The organism is Acidobacteriota bacterium, from assembly GCA_026393675.1.
In the GTDB taxonomy this organism is placed as follows: domain Bacteria; phylum Acidobacteriota; class Vicinamibacteria; order Vicinamibacterales; family JAKQTR01; genus JBAXOX01.
In genome coordinates this window covers 82,684-102,645 of the sequence record JAPKZQ010000045.1, presented here as the reverse complement: position 1 = coordinate 102,645, position 19,962 = coordinate 82,684, and the positions used below count along the sequence as shown (strand labels likewise).

General features: G+C 65.4%; 20 protein-coding genes. 7 read left to right on the top strand and 13 right to left on the bottom strand.

Annotated elements, in window-relative coordinates; all coding sequences use genetic code 11:
- Window positions 1–43 precede the first annotated feature (43 nt).
- Window positions 44–3,040, top strand: a complete 2,997-nt coding sequence (locus tag NT151_11915) for an MASE1 domain-containing protein (GenBank protein ID MCX6539620.1) — start codon at window positions 44–46, stop codon at window positions 3,038–3,040.
- Here NT151_11915 and NT151_11910 read toward each other — a convergent pair.
- Together NT151_11910 and NT151_11905 are read right to left on the bottom strand one after the other, a co-directional pair.
- Entirely contained in the window at window positions 3,018–4,289 is a 1,272-nt protein-coding gene (locus NT151_11910) for a replication-associated recombination protein A (GenBank protein ID MCX6539619.1), read from the bottom strand. The genes NT151_11915 and NT151_11910 overlap by 23 nt on opposite strands.
- Before the next feature lie 68 nt (window positions 4,290–4,357).
- Window positions 4,358–5,191, bottom strand: a complete 834-nt coding sequence (locus NT151_11905) for an RNA methyltransferase (GenBank protein MCX6539618.1) — start codon at window positions 5,189–5,191, stop codon at window positions 4,358–4,360.
- Window positions 5,192–5,395: 204 nt separating this feature from the next.
- Here NT151_11905 and NT151_11900 point away from each other — a divergent pair, with 204 nt between their 5' ends.
- Window positions 5,396–5,866 (top strand): transcription elongation factor GreA, encoded by a 471-nt coding sequence (locus NT151_11900; protein MCX6539617.1) that lies wholly within the window; start codon window positions 5,396–5,398, stop codon window positions 5,864–5,866.
- Window positions 5,866–7,263, top strand: coding sequence for a patatin-like phospholipase family protein (locus NT151_11895; protein MCX6539616.1), 1,398 nt, complete (start codon window positions 5,866–5,868; stop codon window positions 7,261–7,263). The genes NT151_11900 and NT151_11895 overlap by 1 nt, the downstream gene beginning before the upstream one ends.
- Window positions 7,264–7,268: 5 nt before the next feature.
- On the opposite strand, the gene NT151_11890 is transcribed toward NT151_11895, so the two are convergent.
- Entirely contained in the window at window positions 7,269–8,699 is a 1,431-nt protein-coding gene (locus NT151_11890) for a DHH family phosphoesterase (GenBank protein MCX6539615.1), read from the bottom strand.
- Between the two features lie 140 nt (window positions 8,700–8,839).
- Here NT151_11890 and NT151_11885 point away from each other — a divergent pair, with 140 nt between their 5' ends.
- The 4 genes from NT151_11885 (at window position 8,840) to NT151_11870 (ending at window position 12,775) form a co-directional block, all read left to right on the top strand.
- Complete coding sequence (locus NT151_11885) at window positions 8,840–9,742, top strand: VWA domain-containing protein (protein ID MCX6539614.1); 903 nt, start codon at window positions 8,840–8,842, stop codon at window positions 9,740–9,742.
- 137 nt (window positions 9,743–9,879) lie between these two features.
- Complete coding sequence (gene uvrB, locus NT151_11880) at window positions 9,880–11,922, top strand: excinuclease ABC subunit UvrB (GenBank protein MCX6539613.1); 2,043 nt, start codon at window positions 9,880–9,882, stop codon at window positions 11,920–11,922.
- Window positions 11,923–12,081: 159 nt separating this feature from the next.
- A complete protein-coding gene (locus NT151_11875; protein MCX6539612.1) occupies window positions 12,082–12,333 on the top strand; it encodes a YtxH domain-containing protein in 252 nt (83 codons plus the stop codon).
- A gap of 7 nt (window positions 12,334–12,340) precedes the next feature.
- Window positions 12,341–12,775 (top strand): hypothetical protein, encoded by a 435-nt coding sequence (locus NT151_11870; protein ID MCX6539611.1) that lies wholly within the window; start codon window positions 12,341–12,343, stop codon window positions 12,773–12,775.
- Between the two features lie 170 nt (window positions 12,776–12,945).
- Here the strand turns inward: NT151_11870 and NT151_11865 are convergent, their stop codons facing one another.
- The 10 genes from NT151_11865 to NT151_11820 all read right to left on the bottom strand — a co-directional run bounded on the left by NT151_11865 (window position 12,946) and on the right by NT151_11820 (window position 19,844).
- Window positions 12,946–14,049 (bottom strand): tyrosine-type recombinase/integrase, encoded by a 1,104-nt coding sequence (locus NT151_11865; GenBank protein ID MCX6539610.1) that lies wholly within the window; start codon window positions 14,047–14,049, stop codon window positions 12,946–12,948.
- A gap of 3 nt (window positions 14,050–14,052) precedes the next feature.
- Window positions 14,053–14,406: a hypothetical protein gene (locus tag NT151_11860; GenBank protein MCX6539609.1), complete on the bottom strand. Its 354-nt coding sequence runs from the start codon at window positions 14,404–14,406 to the stop codon at window positions 14,053–14,055.
- Between the two features lie 83 nt (window positions 14,407–14,489).
- On the bottom strand, window positions 14,490–14,678 hold the full coding sequence (locus NT151_11855; protein ID MCX6539608.1) for a hypothetical protein: 189 nt from the start codon (window positions 14,676–14,678) through the stop codon (window positions 14,490–14,492).
- Window positions 14,679–14,779: 101 nt separating this feature from the next.
- Window positions 14,780–14,995 carry a hypothetical protein gene (locus tag NT151_11850; protein MCX6539607.1) on the bottom strand — a complete coding sequence of 72 codons (216 nt, stop codon included), beginning with the start codon at window positions 14,993–14,995 and terminating at the stop codon, window positions 14,780–14,782.
- Between the two features lie 24 nt (window positions 14,996–15,019).
- Window positions 15,020–17,911 carry a hypothetical protein gene (locus tag NT151_11845; protein MCX6539606.1) on the bottom strand — a complete coding sequence of 964 codons (2,892 nt, stop codon included), beginning with the start codon at window positions 17,909–17,911 and terminating at the stop codon, window positions 15,020–15,022.
- Between the two features lie 120 nt (window positions 17,912–18,031).
- Complete coding sequence (locus tag NT151_11840; GenBank protein ID MCX6539605.1) at window positions 18,032–18,559, bottom strand: hypothetical protein; 528 nt, start codon at window positions 18,557–18,559, stop codon at window positions 18,032–18,034.
- Between the two features lie 98 nt (window positions 18,560–18,657).
- Entirely contained in the window at window positions 18,658–18,828 is a 171-nt protein-coding gene (locus tag NT151_11835; protein MCX6539604.1) for a hypothetical protein, read from the bottom strand.
- Window positions 18,825–19,046 (bottom strand): zinc-ribbon domain containing protein, encoded by a 222-nt coding sequence (locus NT151_11830; GenBank protein ID MCX6539603.1) that lies wholly within the window; start codon window positions 19,044–19,046, stop codon window positions 18,825–18,827. Before NT151_11830 ends, NT151_11835 begins: the two co-directional genes overlap by 4 nt.
- 4 nt (window positions 19,047–19,050) lie before the next feature.
- Complete coding sequence (locus tag NT151_11825; GenBank protein MCX6539602.1) at window positions 19,051–19,332, bottom strand: hypothetical protein; 282 nt, start codon at window positions 19,330–19,332, stop codon at window positions 19,051–19,053.
- Window positions 19,333–19,337: 5 nt separating this feature from the next.
- Window positions 19,338–19,844, bottom strand: a complete 507-nt coding sequence (locus NT151_11820) for a hypothetical protein (protein ID MCX6539601.1) — start codon at window positions 19,842–19,844, stop codon at window positions 19,338–19,340.
- Window positions 19,845–19,962: the final 118 nt, after the last annotated feature.

Genomic DNA, 19,962 nt, shown 5'->3' with positions numbered 1-19,962 from the left:
CGCCGATCCGTCTCTGACGGCCACGGGATGCAGGGAGCGACGCATGGATGCTGTCGGCGAACGCGTTCTCTCTCCGACGCGCCGACGTGTGTCCGAGTCGACGACCCTCCGCGTGTGCCTGTTTGTCGCGGCCTACTACCTGGCAGTCACCCTTGCGCAGCTGTCTCAGGCCGGTCCCAATAGCGTCACTGCCATCTGGCCGGCGAGTGGCCTGGTCCTGGCGGTCTTGACGCTCAGCCCCAGGCGCAGATGGCCGCTCTGGCTGGCGGTCACGTGGCTGACCAACGCTGCCCTTGGACTGGCCGGCGGCTTGCCCTCGCTCGTGGCGGTCGCGTACTCGACGGCCGACATCATCGAAGAGGGCCTGGCCGCGATGCTGCTGGTGCGCGCGGTCGGTACACCGGTCACCCTCGGCCGACTGAAGGAAGTCGTCGCGCTGGTGCTGGTGGCGGCTGTCGGGAGCAACGCCATCACCGCCGTGATGGGAGCCGCCGTGACCGCATTCAACCGTGGGCTGCCGTTCTGGCCCACCTGGTTCAGCTGGTGGATGTCGAATGGCGTCGGCATGCTCCAGGTGGCACCGCTCATTCTGGCCTGGCGCGACGGCGTGCGCCACATGAAGGACAAGGGCCTGATGGGCGGTATCGAGATCGGTGCGCTGCTCACCACGCTGGCAGCGGTCAGCGTGATGGTGTTTCAGCCGTTTGCCGATCCCCATACCGGGCCCGGGTTGCCGCTCTATCTGGTGTTTCCCTGGCTGATGTGGGCAGCCCTGCGAACCGGTCCGTTCGTCGCCACGGTTGCCTCGATCATCGTGACGGGCTTCGCGGTGTGGAGCACGGTCCACGGCGCTGGCCCGTTTGTCGCGGATGCCCGAACCGTGAGCGGTCAGGTGCTGATGCTGCAGAGCTTCGTCTGTATCGCGGTGCTGTTGTCGCTTCTGACGGCGGCGGTCGTGGCGGAGCAGAAGCGGGCACAGGCCAGTATCGAGCGGTACCATCTGCTGTCGGAGCATGCCACCGACATCATGTTCGTCTTTCGCGGTGACGACCTCGCGCTCCTCGAGGTCAATGCCGCAGCCGCAGTCGCGTACGGATTCGCACCCGACGACCTTACGGGGCGGTCGGTCCTGGACATTGTGGCCCCGGAGGCGCAGCCCGGGCTGGCCGCTCGCGCGCAACGCGCCATGGACAACCGCGTGCGGTTCGAGTCGGTCCACCGGCGCAGCGACGGGACGACGTTTCCCGTCGAAGTCAGTTCGCGCGGCATGATGGTCGGGGGCGACCCCGTGTTACTGGCGGTCGTTCGAGACGTGACGGAACGCAAGAAGGCCGAGCAGCAGATCCTGCGCCTGAACCGGCTGTACGCGATGCTGAGTGAGACGAGCCAGACAGTCGTGCGCGTTCGGAGTCGCGAGCAGATGTTCTCCGAGGTGTGCCGGATCGCCGTGGAGGTCGGGCTCTTCCGATTGGCGTGGATCGGCGTCATAGGCCAACCTGATGGCCCGTTCGAGGTGGTCGCCGCGAGCGGGCCAGCGATCGGCTATCTTCGCGACAGGACGGGACCGCCTGATCCGCCTCCCGACGAGGGCAATCCGAGCGGGACGTTGACCTGCCGCGATCGCCTCGTGGTGGTGAACGACATCCAGTTACTGAAGTCCTCGGCGTCATGGCGGACAGAAGCCCTGGCATCTGGTTTTCTGGCTGCTGCGTCGGTTCCCCTGATGATCGAAGGACGCGTGTTCGGCGCCTTCAGCATGTATGCAGCAGAACCCGGTTTTTTCGATCCCGTCGAGGCACAGCTGCTCGAACAACTCGGTGCGACCATCTCGTTCGGCCTGGAATCGATGGAACTCGAAGCCAGACAGATCGACCTTGAGACGGAACTGCGCCAAGCCCAGAAGATGGAAGCCGTGGGACGGCTTGCCGGCGGCATCGCACACGACTTCAACAACCTGCTGCAGGTGATCAGGGGATTCACGGAACTGGCACTCGACGCGATGCCCAAGGCGAGCGCTGACCGTGAGCCGCTGGAAGAAGTCAGGAAGGCCGCCGAACGGGCCACGGAGCTTACCGGACGGTTGCTGGTCTTCAGCAGGAAACAGGTGATGGCTCCCGTCGTGTGCGATCTCAATACCGTCATCGCCGACGTGGAATCGATGCTGCGTCGTCTGATTGGCGAGGACATCGAACTGACGACGGTGCTCGCGGCTGGCCTCGGGAGAGTGAGGGCTGACCCGAACCTGCTCCAGCAGGTCGTGCTCAATCTGGCGGTGAACGCCCGCGACGCCATGCCGCACGGAGGCAGGCTGACACTCAGGACGGCGAACGTCGAGATTCGCGAGGCCGACGTCGCGCAGCACGGGAATCTGCTCGCCGGGCCACACGCGATGCTCGTCGTCAGCGACACGGGAACCGGGATGTCAGAGGCCGTGCAGGCCAGGATCTTCGAGCCGTTCTTTACGACCAAGACACGGGGCAAGGGAACCGGGCTCGGGCTGTCCACCGTCTACGGTATCGTGCGGCAAAGTGGTGGACATGTGACCTTCACGAGCCAGGTGGACGGGGGCACGACCTTTCAGGTGTTTCTCCCGGCTGTCGAAGAAGCGTTGACGGATTCGAGCCCCGGGGTGCGCAGACCCGAGCCTGGCCGCGGCTCGGAGACGATTCTCCTGGTCGAAGATGAAGGCGCGGTGCGTGTCCTTGCGCGGACGTTGCTCGAGCGCTCCGGGTACCGGGTGCTGGAGGCGTCCAGCGGAGCTGAGGCGCTCAGAATCGCCGACACCTTCCTGGAGCCGATCCAACTGATCCTCACCGACGTGATCATGCCTGGCATGGCTGGACCCGACGTGGTGAGGCGAGTGCAGACGACTCGGCCCGCCATCAGGGTTCTCTATATGTCGGGGTACACCGACGATGCCATCTCACACCACGGCGTTCTGGAGGAAGGGGCGACGCTCATTCCGAAACCGTTCTCGGCCGAGGCGCTCGGCGCAAAAGTGCGCGAGGTGCTGGACGCTACTGGCGGCGTCTGCGCTTGAGTTCCGCCCAACTGTCCAGCCGTCGTTTTAGTTCCTTCTCGAATCCGCGGTCGGTGGGCTCGTAGTACTTTCTGCCGGCGAGGTTCGGCGGCAGGCAGTCCATACCAGTCACGGCGTCGGCCTCGTCATGGGCGTACTCGTAGCCCTTGCCGTACTCGAGCGTTTTCATCAGCTTGGTCGGGGCGTTCCGCAGATGCAGCGGGACCGGTTCGGCGCGGTCGGTGTGCGCGTCTGCGGCGGCGCGGAGGTACGCGCGGTAGACGGCATTGCTCTTTGGCGCCGTCGACAGGTACGTGACGGCCTGAGTCAGCGCGGTGTTGGCCTCCGGCATCCCGATGAAGTGGACCGCGTCCTTGGCGGCCACGGTGATGGCGAGCGCCTGCGGATCAGCGTTACCGACATCTTCCGACGCGAACCGCACGAGCCGGCGCGCGATATACAACGGGTCCTCGCCACCCTCCAACATACGCGCCAGCCAGTACACCGCCGCATCCGGATCACTATTGCGCATGGACTTGTGCAGCGCGGAGATCAGGTTGTAGTGCTCTTCGCCGGCCTTGTCGTAGATGAGCGCCCGGCGGGCCACCGACGATCGCAGAAACGCCTCGTCAACAAACCCGCGGCCATTGACGACAGGCGCGGATGCGGCCGCGAATTCGAGCAGATTCAGGGCGACCCTGGCGTCGCCATTGGCATAGCGGGCAATGGCAGAGAGGGCCGTGGGTTCGACGTCAACCGGGTCGGCACCCAGACCCCGCTCCGCATCGCTCGTCGCCCGCGCCAGCACCGTCAGCAGGTCGGATTCGCTCAGTGGCTGGAGGACGAACACCTGCGATCGCGACAGCAGCGGGGCATTCACCTCGAAAGACGGATTCTCCGTCGTCGCGCCGATGAGCACGATGTCGCCGCCTTCGACGCGCGGCAGGAACGCGTCCTGTTGCGCCTTGTTGAATCGGTGGATCTCGTCGATAAACAGGATGGTGCGGCGGCCCCGCGCGTGACGCGCCCGCTCGGCTTCGGCCATCACCTCCTTGATCTCCTTGATGCCGGCGAGCACGGCCGAGAAGGCGATGAAGTGCGCCTGGGTCGATTCGGCAATCAGCCGAGCGAGGCTCGTCTTGCCCGTGCCCGGCGGGCCCCACAGAATGACCGACTGCAGCAGGTCACGTTCGATGGCTTCGCGCAAGGGCCGGCCGGGTCCCATCAGCGCGTCCTGCCCGACATACTCTTCGAACGAGCGGGGCCGCATCCGGTCGGCCAGCGGCGCACGGCCAGCCTGCGAAGGCGGATGTTCGCCGTCGAACAGATCGTCGGTAGTCACAATCGCCTCGCGGCCAGGCGCTGACGGCGCGCCTCGAACAGGATGACGCCCGTGGCGACCGCCACGTTGAGTGATTCGACGGGTGGGTCCATCGGAATCCGCATCCGGGCATCGGCCGCTTCAACCAGCGTCGGTGGCAAGCCGCCGCCTTCCCCTCCGACCAGCACCAGCGTGGGCCGTGTCAGGTCCATGTCGAACAGACCACGGCCTCCCGACGGCGTCGTGGCGACGATGAGGAGCCCCCGCGCCCGTGCCGCGTCGAGCACCGCCTCGATCGTCGCGGCGCAGGCAACAGGCGTCCGAAACACGCTGCCCATCGATCCGCGGATGGCCTTCCATCCGAGCGGATCGGCCGACTGACCCGCGACGACGACACCGGTCGCGCCTGCGGCTTCGGCGGCCCGTACGATGGCGCCGACATTGCCCGGGTCCTGAACGTCGATGGCCGCAACGACCAGCGATGGTGTCCGCCGGAAGACCTCTCCAAGGGGCTTGAGCTTGAATGTCGCAACTGCGACGATGCCGGACGGCGTCCGTGCGGGACTGGCGGCGGCGATGACCTCGGCGCTCGCGTCCAGAATGACGGCCCCCGCCGTCATCAACTGGTCCAGAAGCGGCGCGACGTCCGGCTGCTCCCGAACGTCGGGGCGAACGGCCACCGTGAGTCCGCTCAACCCGGCGGAGAGCGCTTCCTGCACCAGGTGCGCGCCGTCGAGCAGAATCTCGCCGTTCTCGGGGTCGTGTCCCCTGGCAAGCTCCCGGCAGCGTTGGACGAACCGATGTTGGCGGCTTCGGATTAAGGACCCGGAAGGAAATAAGTGTGTTGGCATAGCTATTTCCTCCCGGGTCCTAACGTCACGTGAGGATCAGGCCGCTCCCCGGCCCAGGAAGAGGATAACAGATATGCTACACTCAAAGTTTAGGCCCGTCTTCACGGGTCCAATCGTGCAGGAGCGCCATCCGGGCAGGGCGGATGGCGGACGGGAGCCGTGATGTCGGGAAATACCAGCGATCGGCCACGTCGAGAAGACGACATGAAGGCTCGGATTCTGAAGCGTCTCGAAGACGAAGCCGGGGATCTCGACCGGGAACTGCGGACCGAACTCCCGAAAGAGATCCAGCGGGCCCGTGAACTGGGTGATCTCAGCGAGAACGCCGAGTACCAGGCCGCCAAGGAGCGCCAGACGTTCGTGCAGGCGCGGATGGGCATGCTGCGAAAACGGATGGCCGAGATTTCGCTGATGAACTTCGATCGCCTTCCGCACGACCGCGCCGGGTTCGGGTCGACGGTCGTCCTGCGCGAGGACGGCAACGACGGGACCGTGACGTATCAACTTGTGATGCCAGAAGACGCGGACGCGACCAAGGGACTGGTTTCAACCAGTTCGCCGATTGGGAAGGCGCTGGTCAACAAGCAGGCGGGCGACGAGGCCGTCGTGGCCACACCAACCGGCGAACGTCGCTTCGAGATCCTCAAACTCACCACCGTTCACGACGAGGCTTGATGGCCGGGCGCGAGCCCTACTCATCGAAAACCCGGACCGCGCTGGTGCTGACGGGCACCGGAACGGCCGGGGCGTACCACGCCGGCGTGCTCAAGGCACTGGGCGAGGCGGGCGTCCGCATTGATCTGGTCGCCGGTCACGGCGTTGGCGTCGTCGGCGCGTGCTTCGCCGCGATTGATGGGGCCGAACCGCTGTGGAAAGCCGATGGATTCTGGCGCGAGGCTGGCGTGCGGCGGCTCTACCCGTGGCGGCGCATCCTGCGTGTGCTTGGGTGGTTGTGTGGAGCGGTGGCCGGCCTGCTCGCCGTTCCCCTCGGCCTGCTGGCGCTGGGCCTCATCGTCTACCCACTCGCGTTTCTGCTGCGCCTGGTGCAGTTGAACGCCAGCAACGCGTTGGCTGACGGATACGCGTCGCTGGTGCACGAGGCCTTCCTGCCGAACCGCCTGCCGTCCTGGCTGGCCCAGATCGCACTGGTCCTGGCCATCATCGGCGTGGGTGTCGTGGCCGTGGCGGCGGCCCGCGGTCGTTTGCGCGGGCGCCACCGTGAGCGAGGCCGCTTCTGGTGGCGCGCGTTTGGCGCCCCTGTGAGCGCGCGGGAGGCGATTGACCATTGGCGCCTGGCGCTGTGGCGCCTGATTTCCGGTGGTGCCAGGGTGCCGCAGCCAGACCCGGTGCAGCTCTCACGCCGGTACTCGGAGCTGCTCTCGGATAACGTCGGCCAGCCGGGATTCAGGGAAGTCATCGCGCTCGTGCACGATGTCGATGCCAGGCGCGATCTGATCGCGGCCGTGCTGGGCGAGCCGCATCGAGCCGCCTTCTTTGGCCGCCGCCGCCGGACGTCGGGATGGTCCGACCGGGCGAACGAAACGCTGGACCTGGCCGGCGCGGACCGTGACCACGTGGTCGATGTCCTGGCCGCGGCGCTGTCGCTTCCCGTCGTCACGCCGCCCTGGCCGGTGACGTTCGCGGCCGAGAGCTACTGGTGCGGCGAGACTCACCGGCTGTGCGATCGCCCGGATGCGACCATCAGGCTCCTCGAAGAGGTGGTCGCGGCTGGCGCCGAACAGGTGATCATCGTGTCGGCGACGCCGGCACCGGACGAGCCGCATGCGCTCACGGATCCGCGCGTCGACGGGCGCGGCAGGCTCGGCCAGTGGCTGCTGTCGCGCGATACCGCGACGATGAGAGACGCGTTGGCGGCGCGGATGGACCAGTTCAGAAACCTCCATCTCATCAGACCGGAACACAATCCCGTCGGGCCGCTCGATTTTGGCGGGGCGTACGACGGTCGATCCGACCGGATGGCGCAACTGACCGAACTGATTGATATGGGGTACGCCGACGCCTACCGGCAGTTCGTGGAGCCGGTGGTGGGCGCGGCCGATGTCACACCGTAGTTCTGCTATTTCTTCTTATCAGCCGGATTGTGGTCGCGGAGAAACTGCAGGGCGAGTTCCCTGATCGTGACGTTGATCTGTTCGGGCGTCAGCTGACCGTGGCGCTCGACAAACGCCTGCAGGGGGACGACGGCCTTGGCCATTGCCCGATGGCCGCCCGCATTGCCGATATCCCCAAAGAGTCTCCGCACCATCTCACCCGCGTTGCGGGTGTAGCCGAGATTTCTCACCGAGAGGACGAGCGTGTCGTTGACGATGCCGGAGATCACCGTCCATTTGACGTCCTCAAGCTGGAGGAAGAAGTCGGCGACGTACGGGATGAAATCCTCGCGGGGAATCGTCCCGAGGAATGCTGAGAAGACCTGGTCGCCTGCGAGCCCGGTCTGCTGGGCACGCGTGACGTACGCCAGCCGTTCGAACGTGATTTCCGCGCCCTCCATCTTCCGAATCATCGCGGCATCCGCCAGCGGGTAGAGATAGGAGAACGCCTCAATATCGACGCGGTTGGCCTGGCGGTTGAAAAACAGCGTATCCGACTTGATGGCGTACAACATCGCCGTCGCCGTGCGCTCGGAGATGTTCACGTCGACAGCACGCAGGTGCTCGGTCAGGATCGTGCTGGTCGAGCCGTAGTTGGGCCGGATGTCCTTGAAAAGCGCGCCGTATCCGGCTTGCGGTGGATGGTGGTCGATCACGAGGTCGACTCTGTCGAGCAGGCCGCCGAAGTAGTGGGGTTGCACGTCCACCATCGCGATGCGCTCGAATTCCTTGACCGAGTGTTCCGTCAGCGTCTCGACCTGGATGTCGAGCAGGTTGACCATGCGCTGATTTTCGGGGCGAGTCACGCCCTGGAGCGCCCCGATGATGGCCGTCGTCTTGGTGCGCCGCAGCACGTTGCGCAGCGCCAGCCCTGAGGCCATCGCGTCGGGGTCGGGATCGTTGTGGAGCAGGATCAGGATGCGGTCCGCGTCATTGAAGTAGCGCTGGTATTGCTGCACCCGGGCGCGGGTCAGCGAGCGGCTGACTTCGGTGACCAGCGGTCCGCCGACCAGTTCGGCGAGTGACAGGAATCCCAGCTCCGGAAACTGGGCCCGCAGCTGTTCTTCGCGCTTCGCCGCGCTTCCGTCGGCGCCGCCCATCGGCGTCGCCAACACATAGATGAGCGTGCCACCCGCGCCGGTGATCGCCTGCAGCACCCGCTTGAGACTCTGCCGGCCGTTGTCTTCGACGATGACGCAGGTGTGCGGGGACAGATCGGCTTTGAGATAGGTGTCGGTCTTGCGAAGATCCCCGGCGCTGATGGCGACGCCAGCCTCGTGGAGCCGTCGCGCCAGCGGGCGGCTGTCGACGAGAAATTCAACATCGAACTGCGGTGGCAGAACCTGCTCGAGTGTCCTGATCACCAGTTCGCTGTGGCAGACGGACAGGCACTTCATCTTGCCGAGTCCTGCCGAACGGGTGCGCACCGGATTATCACGAGAACCTGTCAATTATACGTCGGCGGCTGGTAAGGGGGGAGGCGCGTACCCGGTATAAGATGTGGCATGGGCAAGACCTTGACAGCGTGGGGACGTGCGTGAAGCTCGCGGTGACAGCGGTTGGTCTGCTCGTGCTGGCGGCGGCCGGGCGCCCGGGCGCACAGGTATTCAGATCGAATGTCGATCTGGTAAGCCTCGGCGTCACCGTCGTTGACAAGCGCGGCACGCTGGTCACCGACTTGGCCGAGCCCGACTTCGAGGTCTACGAGGACGGCAAGCGGCAAGAGCTGAAGTTCTTCTCGCGCGGCGGGGAATCGACCGCGTCGGCCGAACTCCACCTCGGCCTGCTGTTCGACACGAGCGGCAGCATGGACGAGGATATCGCGCTGTCGCGGACGGCGGCGGTGAAGTTCCTGAACGCCCTGTCCGAGGCGGTCGACGTCACGCTGGTGGATTTCGACACCGAAGTGCGAGTGGCCCGGTATGGTCAGAACGACTTCGCTCGGCTGATTGAGCGGATTCGCCTTCGAAAACCGGATGGGATGACGGCGCTGTACGATGCGCTGGGCGTCTATCTTCACGGCGCAGGATCCCAGGAGGGGCGGAAGATCCTGGTCGCCTACAGCGACGGCGGCGACAACACAAGCTCGATCAACTACGGGGGCGTCATCGATCTGCTCAAAGCGTCAGACGTGACGATGTACATGATCGGGTTTCTGGACCATCAGGGATCGTCGTACCAGTTCGAGGCCCGATCGCGGATTCAGCGGCTGACGGAACCCACCGGTGGCCAGGCGTTCTTCCCCTCGTCGGTCAAGGACATCGAATCGGCGTACGAGAAGGTGCTCGCCGAAATCAAGGCGCAGTACACCGTTGGATACCTGTCGACCAACGCCCGCACGGACGGCAAGTGGCGGAAGGTCGAGATCAAGATCACGCGCCCGGATCTCAAGACGCGATCGCGTCAGGGATATTTCGCGCCATACCGGAGACGCCCGTGACCGTTTGTCCCACCCCCGCCTTGAGTCTCCGAAGCCCTGAGCTCACTCGGGTGGAGGACGGTGGCAGAACTGTGGGTCCTTGTTTCACGGCAGCGATGACGCCGTGTAGTGGGGAACTCAACTGAGTCGAAGGGCGCATGGAATCCTCGACTGACCGATTCGCGCTCGTCTCCGACTTCGAACTGAAGGGCGATCAGGCCCGCGCCATCGACGAACTTGAGGCCGGCCTGCGACGCGGCGATCCGTACCAGGTTCTGCTTGGCGTGACGGGATCGGGTAAGACGTTCAGCATGGCCCAGGTGGTGGCGCGGGTGAATCGGCCCACCCTCGTGATGGTCCACAACAAGACGCTGGCGGCCCAGTTGTTCCAGGAGTTCCGCCGCTTCTTTCCGCACAATGCCGTCGAGTACTTCGTCAGCTACTACGACTACTACCAGCCGGAAGCGTACATGCCGGCAACCGATACGTACATCGAGAAGGAAGCGACCACCAACGACGAGATCGACCGGATGCGCCTCTCGGCGACCCGATCGCTTATGGAGCGCCGGGACGTGCTGATTGTGGCCAGCGTGTCGTGCATCTATGGCCTGGGTTCGCCGGAGGCCTACTACGGCATGTTGCTCCCGATCGAGCGCGGCCAGCGCATCGGCCGCGACGAGATCCTGCGGAAGCTCGTCGAGATCCAGTACGAGCGCAACGACTACGAGTTCACGCGCGGCACCTTCCGCGTCCGCGGCGATATCGTCGAGGTGTTTCCGTCGTACGACGAGTCGGCCATCCGGATCGAGCTCTTCGGCGACGAAGTCGACGCGCTCGCGTCATTCGACCCGCTGACGGGCAAGGTCCGTCGCCGTTTCGACCGCCTGGCGGTCTATCCCAAGACCCATTTCGTCACGCCGCGCGATCGCACGCGACAGGCCGTTGAATCCATCAAGGCCGAGCTGACGGAACGGCTGGCGACGCTGCAGGCCGACGGGAAGCTCCTGGAGTCGCAGCGCCTGCACCAGCGCACCATGTTCGACCTCGAGATGATGCGCGAGATCGGGTACTGCCACGGAATCGAGAACTACTCGCGCCACCTGACCGGTCGGCGCCCGGGCGAACCGCCGCCGACGCTGCTGGACTATCTGCCGTCAGATGCGCTGGTGGTCGTCGACGAGAGCCACCAGACCGTGCCGCAGATTCGAGGCATGTATCACGGGGATCGGTCTCGCAAAGAAGTGCTCGTCAATTACGGATTCAGGCTGCCCTCGGCGCTCGACAACCGCCCGCTGACCTTTGACGAATGGGAGGCGCGGGCACAGCAGGTCGTCTTTGTGTCCGCGACGCCGGGGCCCCACGAGCTTCGCAAGGCGGGTGGCGTGGTGGTCGAGCAGATCATCCGTCCCACGGGCCTGGTCGATCCCCCGATCGAGGTCAGGCCGGTCGGCGGACAGGTGGATGATCTGCTGGCCGAGATCCGAGCGCGCGCCGCCGCGGGCGAACGGGTGCTGGTGACGACGCTCACCAAACGCATGGCGGAGGACCTGACCCAGTATTACCACGAGCTCGGCGTTCGTGTGCGCTACCTGCATTCAGACATCGAAACGCTCGAACGGGTGGAGATTCTTCGCGACTTGCGGCGTGGCGCATTCGACGTGCTGATCGGCATCAACCTCTTGCGCGAAGGGCTCGACCTCCCGGAGGTGTCGTTGGTGGCCATCCTCGACGCCGACAAGGAGGGGTTCCTTCGTTCAGCCGGATCGCTGATTCAGACCTCCGGCCGTGCCTCGCGCAACGTGCATGGCCGGGTCATCATGTACGCCAACAGGGTCACCGATTCGATGAAGACCGCCATCAGCGAAACCGGGCGGCGTCGGCAACTGCAGGAGGCGTATAACGAAGAGCACGGGATCACGCCCGCCTCGATTGTGAAGGCGATTGACGGCGGCCTGACCAGCGTCTACGAACGCGACTACATGGGCGTGCCGTCCGTTGGCGATGGAGGCGAACCGTACATGACCCAGGCCCAGATTGACGCGAGAATCGCGGAACTGGGGCGGGAGATGAAGACCGCCGCGGCCAACCTGGAGTTCGAGAAGGCGGCGTCGATGCGGGATCAGATCAAACGGTTCCGGGCCAGAAGCCTCGGCGTGGACGACCCAGCCTTGCTGTCTGGCGGGACGGTCGACTTAATTTAGTGAGCGGGCGTGCCATTCCCGGCGGCGCCGGCGCCAGACAGTTGTATGATGGTCGGGACGGGCCGGAGATCGGGTTCGGCCCAAGCCCTCGGGCTCCGGCGGCGGCGCGGTACCGTTGGATGCCTGTCTGCCGACCGAACACGCGAGGGAATCTGAACCATGTCAGACGATCGACACAATGGAGCCGGTGGAGTCGTGGTCGCCTTCACGCTGGGGGCCCTGGTCGGGGCCGTCCTCGCGCTGCTCTTCGCGCCGGCGAAGGGTGAGGAGACCCGGGAGATGATCAGCGAGAAGGCGCGCGAACAGGCGGAGAAGACGCGCGAATTCCTCAAGCAGCAGCGCGAGAATCTCGCGACAGCCGTCGAGCGCGGACGCGAGGCCTATCAGACCGCCCGCGGCGAGAAGGGGTAGGGCTAACTTGACCGGCGAGAACACCAACCTCTTCCTGGGCATCATTGCCATCGCCGCGGTGGTGATGGCCCTGGTCCAGGTGGGCGCCATCATCGTGATTGCCCGGCTGGCCCGGCGGGTGGACCAGTTGTCCGGTCAGGTCCAGCAGGAGATCGGACCGCTGGCCGATCGGCTGAGACGCGTGGCCGACAACATGCAGCAGGCGACCAGCCTTGCGGCCGTGCAGATTGAGCGCGTGGACCGGCTGCTCTCGAGCGCCACCAAACGCGCCGAAGAGACCATGGCCGTGGTCCAGGGCGTAATTGTGGGCCCGATGCGCGAGGGGGTGGCGGTGGTCGCGGCCCTGCGGGGCATCGTGTCCGCGTTCCGGTCGTTCCGGGGCGGCGCTGGCAAGCGCGGGGCAAGCCGTTTCGACGACGAGGACCCGCTGTTTATTGGCTGACGGCCGACCCCGGCGGTCAGCGGGCGGCGATTTCCCGCGCCGCCACGCGTAAGAGCGGCGTCGGCGCATCCCGACATTGACCGGGGGCACCACGCGGTGATAGAAAGTCCCGCACGGATCGCCCCTCTTGCGAAAGCCGTCCCGTCACTCCGGCGTGTAGAATGAATACCTTAGCCGCCTGTCCCGGTTCCCGTTTTCGCCCCGGATCGGTCCACTGTCCCCGTGATTGTCCCTGTCGCGTTTCGGGCCTCGTGTAACTTGGCCCCGGCTTCGCGCAAATCACCCGGGCTCGTGATGTCGTAACGATCAAACACCGATCGCGTCTTGTGGCCCGTCAATTTCATTGCCACGCGCTCCGGCACGCCAGCGCGGACGAAGTTCCGAACGGCCGTCCGCCGGAGGTCGTGCGGGATGCGCCCCGGGCATCCGGCCGCCTTCGTCGCGGACTGCCACGCGTGCCAGAAGTTCCGAATCCGCTCGCCCGCCCGGTTGAACACCCATGGGCAGATCGTGCACTTCGTCCTCGCCAGCGTCTCATGCGCCGTCCAGAGGTCATTGAACAGATCGACCAGGTCAGGCAGTCCCGAGTAGTCGAACACCCGGCCGTCGCCGTTCTTCGTCGTGCCGGGTTCGAGACGGACGATCCCGGCTTGCCGGTCGACCTGTCCCCAAGTGATCGGCAGAATCTCACTGTGGACGCGCCAGCCCGTCAGGTAGGCGAACGTGACGACGGGCTGCAGGTCGGCCGACAGATGCGCCCGCATGGACTCGAAAGCGGAGCGCTCGAAGAACCCTTGTCGCGTGTTGTCTTCCCGCAGCATCGGAATATGGGGACGGTGGAGTAACTTCCCCGCTTGGATCGCCAGCGAGAACATGCGCTTGAGTGCGGCCAGTTCCCGGTTGATGCTGGCGTTCGCCGCGCCTTCCTTCTGGCGTTTGTCGACGTAGGTTCGCACGTCTGTCGTCGTGACCCCGGCCATGCGTCGCCCGCCAAACGTCGGCTTGAGATGCTGACCAACGCGGCGTTCGACGTGCGCGAGCGATCGTTTACCGTTCACCTTGTAGTCAGTGATGAGGTCCGCTGCAGCGTCGTCGAACTTCAGGCGTCCGATCTTCGGCGTGACCGGGATGCCCTGTTCGATCGCGCCTTCGGCGAGCCGGAGCTGTCGCTTAGCCTCGCCTTCTTTCTTGCTGCGCGTGCTTTCCTCGTACCGCTTGCCGTCGCGGTAGTAGCGAATCCAGTAGACGGCGCCGCGTTGTCGGATCTGGCCCATACGTCACCGCCTCTTCGCCCTGGCCCGCTTCGGCTTCACCACGGGCGCCGCCTGGGCCGCGCGATAGGCCTGGACCGACTGCTTGAACTGCCGATCAAAGGCCTCTTTCGCGGCTTCATACAACCGGTCCATGTCGTCCAGCTTCACGAAGCCGCAGAGGTGGTCGGTGAGTTCGCTGGCGCCATAGAACGCGCCGGCCCCGTCTTCCTCGTCCGATCGCTCCATTGCGACCACGACGCCGTTGAGCATGGACACGGCGCCGCGCAGTATCTTCAGGTCCGAGAAGAACTGAGCGGGATCATCCACGTCGAAAGTAATCGGCGTCCGAGCGTTGTGGGTAGGTGTCTTCTGCTTCATCGGTGCCTCCAGATCGGAGGCCGGCGGGCCGGACTGGTAGAATACCAGCCAGATCGTCGGCCTGGTTACGACAGGGTGACGGTTTAGGCCTTCCGGCGTGGTTGCACACGTCGGGAGGCCGTCTTTGTCTGCATCCCCTTCGCATCCAGCCAGGCGCGCAGCGCGCGATCGAGTTGGACCGACAACGGAACCCCATCCCGCTCTTTGATCGCACGAAGCCCGGCCATGATGTCCGGAGCGACACGAAACGCGGTGAGTTCCTTCGGTGACATAGACAGCCCCTATCGTATCTACATGTTTCTACAATGTCAACTACTATGATCGGACCGTCTCAACACCCGCACGAGGTCGGCGATCAAGGATTCCAACTGCCTTAACTTCGCGTCTCTCGCGGTCCGGCTGGCGGCCGCGGCGGGAGCAACGCGTCTAGCGCGGTGCTCACCCGGAGCGCCCAGTCTAGATCCGCCCGATCCCGGGCGCGGTGCGTCCCGAAGCGTTCGACGCGCCTGAGCAGGAGCCGGATCGACCGCTCGAGCGCCCAGCGCCCCACGACGCGCCGCGTGAAATCCGCCCGCGTGGTGTCACGCATCGTCGTCGCCGGTCATCGTGCCCATTAGAACGCCCTCGCGCTGAGGAGCTGCGCATCGCGCCAACCCCGCGTGATCTGTTGCGGTAGTTGGAGGATGGCCATGTGTATCTTCGCGTTCTGTCTTAGGAGCTCAGCCATCAGATCCGCGCCCCCACCGCCCGCCGCCACCGTCGCCGCGGCGACCCGGGGGAGTTGCGCGAGCGGGATGATGGCTTCCGGTCCCTTGTCTCCGACAATCGCCAGCGTGCGCGACCTGACGATGCCACCACTCGCGAAGGCCGGCACGCCGTCCTCGCGAGACGTCGAGTCAACGCCGGCGCCGGCATAGTCGGGCGGGTTGCCCCACTTTGACCAGGGCGAGGGTACGCCCAGATCCATGCCCTTGAACGCAGTCTGCACGGCCGCGGCGGCCGGCGCCGCCACTTCCCCGACGTGGCTCAGTTGGTCGACGAGGGCGCTGATCTTGTCGACCAGCGTCTGGATGGAGGTGTTGAGAATGTCGGCCGCGGTCTTGATGTCCGGCCCGAACGGAATGCTGTTGATGTCGGTGATCTTGCTTCCGGTGTTGTCGAGTAGGAGGCCCTGGGCGATGAGCGACTCGAGCACTGGCTTCATGTTCCCGGGGACCTGCGTGCCGTAGCCTTCCGCATCGACGACGAGCTTCGAGAATTCGTCCGCCATCCCCTGAAGCACCGGCGTCATATCGGCGCCGGCCTTGGCCATCATGTTCCAGTCGTTCAGGTACTGGGTTGCCAGATCGTTCGTCTGGAGCTGCTGGACCTGCACGCCGATCCCGCCCAGGTTGATCCCGTACTTCGTGGCGGCCGTCGAGATGTCCGACCACGACGCCACGCCGCCCGCCCGCAACGTCTCCAGTTGTGTCTGTGCATCGACGATCTGGCTGTTGATCCCGGCGCGGAGCGTCTGTTCGTCGGCGAGCTTCTTGTTCTGCGTATCGAGGGAGGCATTGATGTCCTTGAGGGCTTTGTCCCAATCGGCCGTCGTCTTGGCGTTCCAGGCCTCGTAGAACGCCCCTTCAGTGCCGGCCGCAATCATGGCCGCGTGGAGCTTCTCGTACCCACCCTGGGTCGCGAAGAAGGCGTCGCGCAGATTGTTGACCGCCTTGCCTTGGGTTTTGAAAATCTGATCGCTGAAGGCGGTGAAGATCGCCATCGCGCCAGCCATCGCCGCCGCCCACGGGCCACCAGTGGCAAACGCTTTGATCGTCGTCGACGCGATGCTCATCACGGCTGCGGTGGTCGTGTGGCCGGACATCTCGGCCACACGGGAGAGGCCGTCGAGGCCGGTCGCCACGTTTCCGAGCGCCTTTTCCGTCGCGACGGCCTTGTCTTTGGCGAGGGCGTCGAACCCTTGGTTGATTTCGTCGGTCTGGTTCTTCACCTCCGGCATCAGCCCGGCCATGTGGCTGAGTGCCACCTGCGCGGCATTCATCGCCGGGGCCGCCGCATAGGCGCGCGACTCCAGCACGCTCAGGGCCTCGTTGATCGCGTCGGTCTGGTCTACCGCCGGCGGGACGGCGAGGGCGTAACTGCCGAACTCGGTCACCACACCCTTGATGCCCGCTCGCGTGCTGCTCGATGCCAGCGTGACCTGCGCCCACGCGGCCGGGATCGCACGGCCGTTCTCTTCAGCCGCTGCCGTTGCCTTCGTGATGGCGTCGTTCAGTTTGATCTGTTCGTCGTAGGTCGGCTTCAGCCCTTGCTTGGCCAGGCGGTCGTAGGTGGCGACCAGCGTATTGGTGTCAGTGATGAGCTTCCGCCCCGACATCGCGTCCATCTGGTCGTTGAGCTTCTTCCACTCCTCCGCCGCCTTCTTGTTGGTCTCGATTTGCTGCTTGACTGTGTCGTCGAGTATCTCGGCGACCTTGTCGGCCTGCTCCATCGACAGCGCCACCCGATCGATGCCGACTTTCGCGGGCTCCGTGACCGCCGGCAAGCGCCCGACCCCGCCTTCGAGGACCGCGAAATACCTAGCCATTTCGTCCAACAGGATCAGCGTCTGGGCGCCCTGAATGCCGAAGAGATTGAGGCGACCAGCCAACGCCAGCCAGGATCCCGAGGCTTGCTCCACTCCGTCCCGGGTTTTCATCACGGCCGTCGAGAGCATCGCCAGCGCCAGATCCGCCGGCCCGCTCTGCACGACCGCCCCGCCCAGGGATTCCTTGGTTTCTTTCCACTGATTGCCGAGATACGCCACGCGACCCGCATAGGTGTCCAACTGCGCCTGCGCCTGACCGCCAAACCGACCCTCGATCGCTTCCATCACCGCGTCGAGCCCACGCGTCTGAAGCGCGGTTTCATCGACCTGGACTCCGGCCTTCTTGAGGGCAGTAGTGTTGCCCTCCATCGCCTTGGCCACCATCATCGTGGCGGCGTGCAGGTCGATCCCGAGCCCGGCCGCGAGGTCGGTCACGGCCCGGAGCGCCAACTCCATATTCTCTGGGGTGGCTTGGCCGACCTGCACCAGCAACGCCTCGGTGGCCACGATCGCGTCACGCTCAAAGGCGGTGTTCGAGGCAATCGCATCGGCGAGTCCCTTATAGATCGCAATCGCGCCCGTGCCACCCTGACCCGCCGAGACCAGGGCTACCGTCAACCGCTTCTGCCCGGCCTCCGCTTCGGCGTAGGCCGAGACGCAGGACTTCACGAAGTCGGCCAGCTCGCCGACGACGCGTTTCGCGCCTTCGAATGTCGCCATGCCCGCGATGTACCCCATCGCGGCCGACTTGACGCTGTCGGTCCAGGAGGCGTTGGCGGCGGTGGCGCCTTGCGCGACATTCGTGACGCCAGCCACGCCGTCTTTGACCTTGTCGAGACCCGCGAGGATCTTCTCGAAGGACGCGTCAAGGCCTTGCGGGGTCACCGTGATGAGGATGTCTGCAACGTTATCCGACATCAGCTTGCTCCTCGTGCGTGCGCTCGAACCAATCGAGTGTCGCGCGCACCTTCGGGGTCAAATCCAGGACTGGGCAATGCCTCAAGGCCACGGGCCCGGCGTGCCAGACAATCGAACCGATTACTGGATCGTCCCCGTCGGGTCGATCGCAGCCGCGCTCGCCGTCGAGTCCAGCGGCTCGACAGGCTCGGCAATTGTCGCCGATGCGTCCCCACTTGCTGCGCTGGTCGACGCCGGCGAGCCAGGCGCGGAAGAACGCCCCGACGATAAGACGTTTTTTGCCAGGTCTCCCATGACGGTCTCCCGCCACGCCAGCCCTAGGAGCTGGCCGAGCAGGAAGAGCCGATCGCCGAACACCTCAAGGATGTCGGATCCGCTGAGGATTTCACGCTCGCCGACGAAAACCTGGCCAGGCCCGAACGTGACATCACGCTCGATCGTCGCGATGAGAAACGCGGTCTGCTCACGCTTGAACGTGGCCAGCGCGGCCGGGTCCTCGGGTTTCGGCGCATCGCCGGTCCAGAGCCGCGCGAACGCCTCCCGAAACTCCGTGGATTCATGGATCGTCTGCCGCCGGATATGCACGTCGACGGTCTCGGCGTCGAGCTGCACGGTCGCCTCGTGATAGGGTTTGCCTCGCCACGCCATGATGGAACACTCCTTCAGTGAGAACGAAACACACAAGCAGGGGCCGTCCCCCGCACGAATCACCAACTCATCGTCCCGTACGCCCGCCACTCCGCGACTCAGCGCCCGCGCGGCGGCGGATCGAAGGTCCGTTCGACCACCGCGAGCCGTGCAGCCAGCTTCGTGATCGTCTCCTGCTGAGCAGCGAGCGTCGCCTGTTGCTTGCTGACCGAGTCGCGTACCGCCGCCGCGAGCTTCGTGATCTGGGACACCTGGTCGTCGGTTCTCATGAGTCGTTCCCGTTCGCCTTCGCCTGCTCAGCCTCGTACTGCTGCTGGACCTGGAGCGCTCGCTTCGCCCGGCGGCACGAGACGCACCGCTTCGGGTAGTGATACGCCATCCGATCGAACCAGGCGGCCTCCTGGGCGGCGATCACGAACGGATGCTGGCACGCCAGGCAGACGCGTGAAATGTCGTGCGCGGCGGCCAGTAGTTGACCCGGGATCATGGCGTCACGCGAAGACGCCGAGAGCCTGCAGCACGTTCTTGGAGAGCTTGATCGGCCCCAAGTCGGCCTGCCTGCCGCCGCTCATCGTGATCGTCACTGTGGCGGTCGGCGCGTCCGGATGCGGCGTGACCGTGATCTCGCCGCCCTCCATGAGAACGACCGCGACCAGCATCGCGGCGAGAAGCTGCGACTCGCGGACGTCGCCAATCGCGCCGACGTCCACCACAATGGGCCGACTCGCCGGGCCGGCGGGTGGCAGCGTCACCGAACAAGGGATTTCTACCATCGGATTTACCTCTTCAGAAGACCGGCCTGTTCCAGCGCGGTCGGGTTGAGCGGCAGGGTGATGTCAAAGCCCAGCACGTTGCCGACCCGCAGGTGCAGCACGCCGCAACCTGGAGCGCCTGGCGCCGGCGTGTACGTGAACGTGACCGCGATCGCCGCGGGTGGCGCGGCCGCCTGCGGTTCGGACGGCGCCTCGAGCCCGATCACGGCGAGCGCCTCGTGGTCGAGCACGATGGGCGTGGTGATGAACTTGCCGTTGCTCGTGGCGACGGTCAGCACTCCGCGCCGACAGCGCGGCAGCAAGTCCGTCGCCGGCTCCTCATCGAAGTCGACGTTTCCGCACCGACCCAACAGCAGCGTTCCGGTCGCGCCAAATTCCTGGCAACCCGTAGTCAGCAATCCGCGGAATCCTTCACCGCCGACCGGCACCGGGAGGGTGAACGTCTGCGTGTGCACGGGTTTCCCGTGGGCGCCGCCCGTGATCTCAATCGTCTGCGTCTTCGCTGGTTCCATCGCGTGTCTCTCCCTGCGTCTGGTGTCCGTTGTTGTCCGTCATCGTGCGTTAAGGGTGGGCCGGACCCGGGGTGGCCTATGTCCCGAGAACCGGCCCGCCGCGCATCCCTGGAGCATG

What these genes read in the sequence shown, in the direction of transcription:
- NT151_11825 (MCX6539602.1), bottom strand. Translation starts at nt 19,332, where the DNA reads ATGGTAGAAATCCCTTGTTCGGTGACGCTGCCACCCGCCGGCCCGGCG.
- NT151_11910 (MCX6539619.1), bottom strand. Translation starts at nt 4,289, where the DNA reads ATGCGGCCCCGCTCGTTCGAAGAGTATGTCGGGCAGGACGCGCTGATG.
- NT151_11855 (MCX6539608.1), bottom strand. Translation starts at nt 14,678, where the DNA reads ATGTCACCGAAGGAACTCACCGCGTTTCGTGTCGCTCCGGACATCATG.
- NT151_11845 (MCX6539606.1), bottom strand. Translation starts at nt 17,911, where the DNA reads ATGTCGGATAACGTTGCAGACATCCTCATCACGGTGACCCCGCAAGGC.
- NT151_11865 (MCX6539610.1), bottom strand. Translation starts at nt 14,049, where the DNA reads ATGGGCCAGATCCGACAACGCGGCGCCGTCTACTGGATTCGCTACTAC.
- NT151_11915 (MCX6539620.1), top strand. Translation starts at nt 44, where the DNA reads ATGGATGCTGTCGGCGAACGCGTTCTCTCTCCGACGCGCCGACGTGTG.
- NT151_11860 (MCX6539609.1), bottom strand. Translation starts at nt 14,406, where the DNA reads ATGAAGCAGAAGACACCTACCCACAACGCTCGGACGCCGATTACTTTC.
- NT151_11900 (MCX6539617.1), top strand. Translation starts at nt 5,396, where the DNA reads ATGAAGGCTCGGATTCTGAAGCGTCTCGAAGACGAAGCCGGGGATCTC.
- NT151_11840 (MCX6539605.1), bottom strand. Translation starts at nt 18,559, where the DNA reads ATGGCGTGGCGAGGCAAACCCTATCACGAGGCGACCGTGCAGCTCGAC.
- NT151_11895 (MCX6539616.1), top strand. Translation starts at nt 5,866, where the DNA reads ATGGCCGGGCGCGAGCCCTACTCATCGAAAACCCGGACCGCGCTGGTG.
- NT151_11830 (MCX6539603.1), bottom strand. Translation starts at nt 19,046, where the DNA reads ATGATCCCGGGTCAACTACTGGCCGCCGCGCACGACATTTCACGCGTC.
- NT151_11875 (MCX6539612.1), top strand. Translation starts at nt 12,082, where the DNA reads ATGTCAGACGATCGACACAATGGAGCCGGTGGAGTCGTGGTCGCCTTC.
- NT151_11905 (MCX6539618.1), bottom strand. Translation starts at nt 5,191, where the DNA reads ATGCCAACACACTTATTTCCTTCCGGGTCCTTAATCCGAAGCCGCCAA.
- NT151_11850 (MCX6539607.1), bottom strand. Translation starts at nt 14,995, where the DNA reads ATGCGTGACACCACGCGGGCGGATTTCACGCGGCGCGTCGTGGGGCGC.
- NT151_11820 (MCX6539601.1), bottom strand. Translation starts at nt 19,844, where the DNA reads ATGGAACCAGCGAAGACGCAGACGATTGAGATCACGGGCGGCGCCCAC.
- NT151_11835 (MCX6539604.1), bottom strand. Translation starts at nt 18,828, where the DNA reads ATGAGAACCGACGACCAGGTGTCCCAGATCACGAAGCTCGCGGCGGCG.
- uvrB (MCX6539613.1), top strand. Translation starts at nt 9,880, where the DNA reads ATGGAATCCTCGACTGACCGATTCGCGCTCGTCTCCGACTTCGAACTG.
- NT151_11890 (MCX6539615.1), bottom strand. Translation starts at nt 8,699, where the DNA reads ATGAAGTGCCTGTCCGTCTGCCACAGCGAACTGGTGATCAGGACACTC.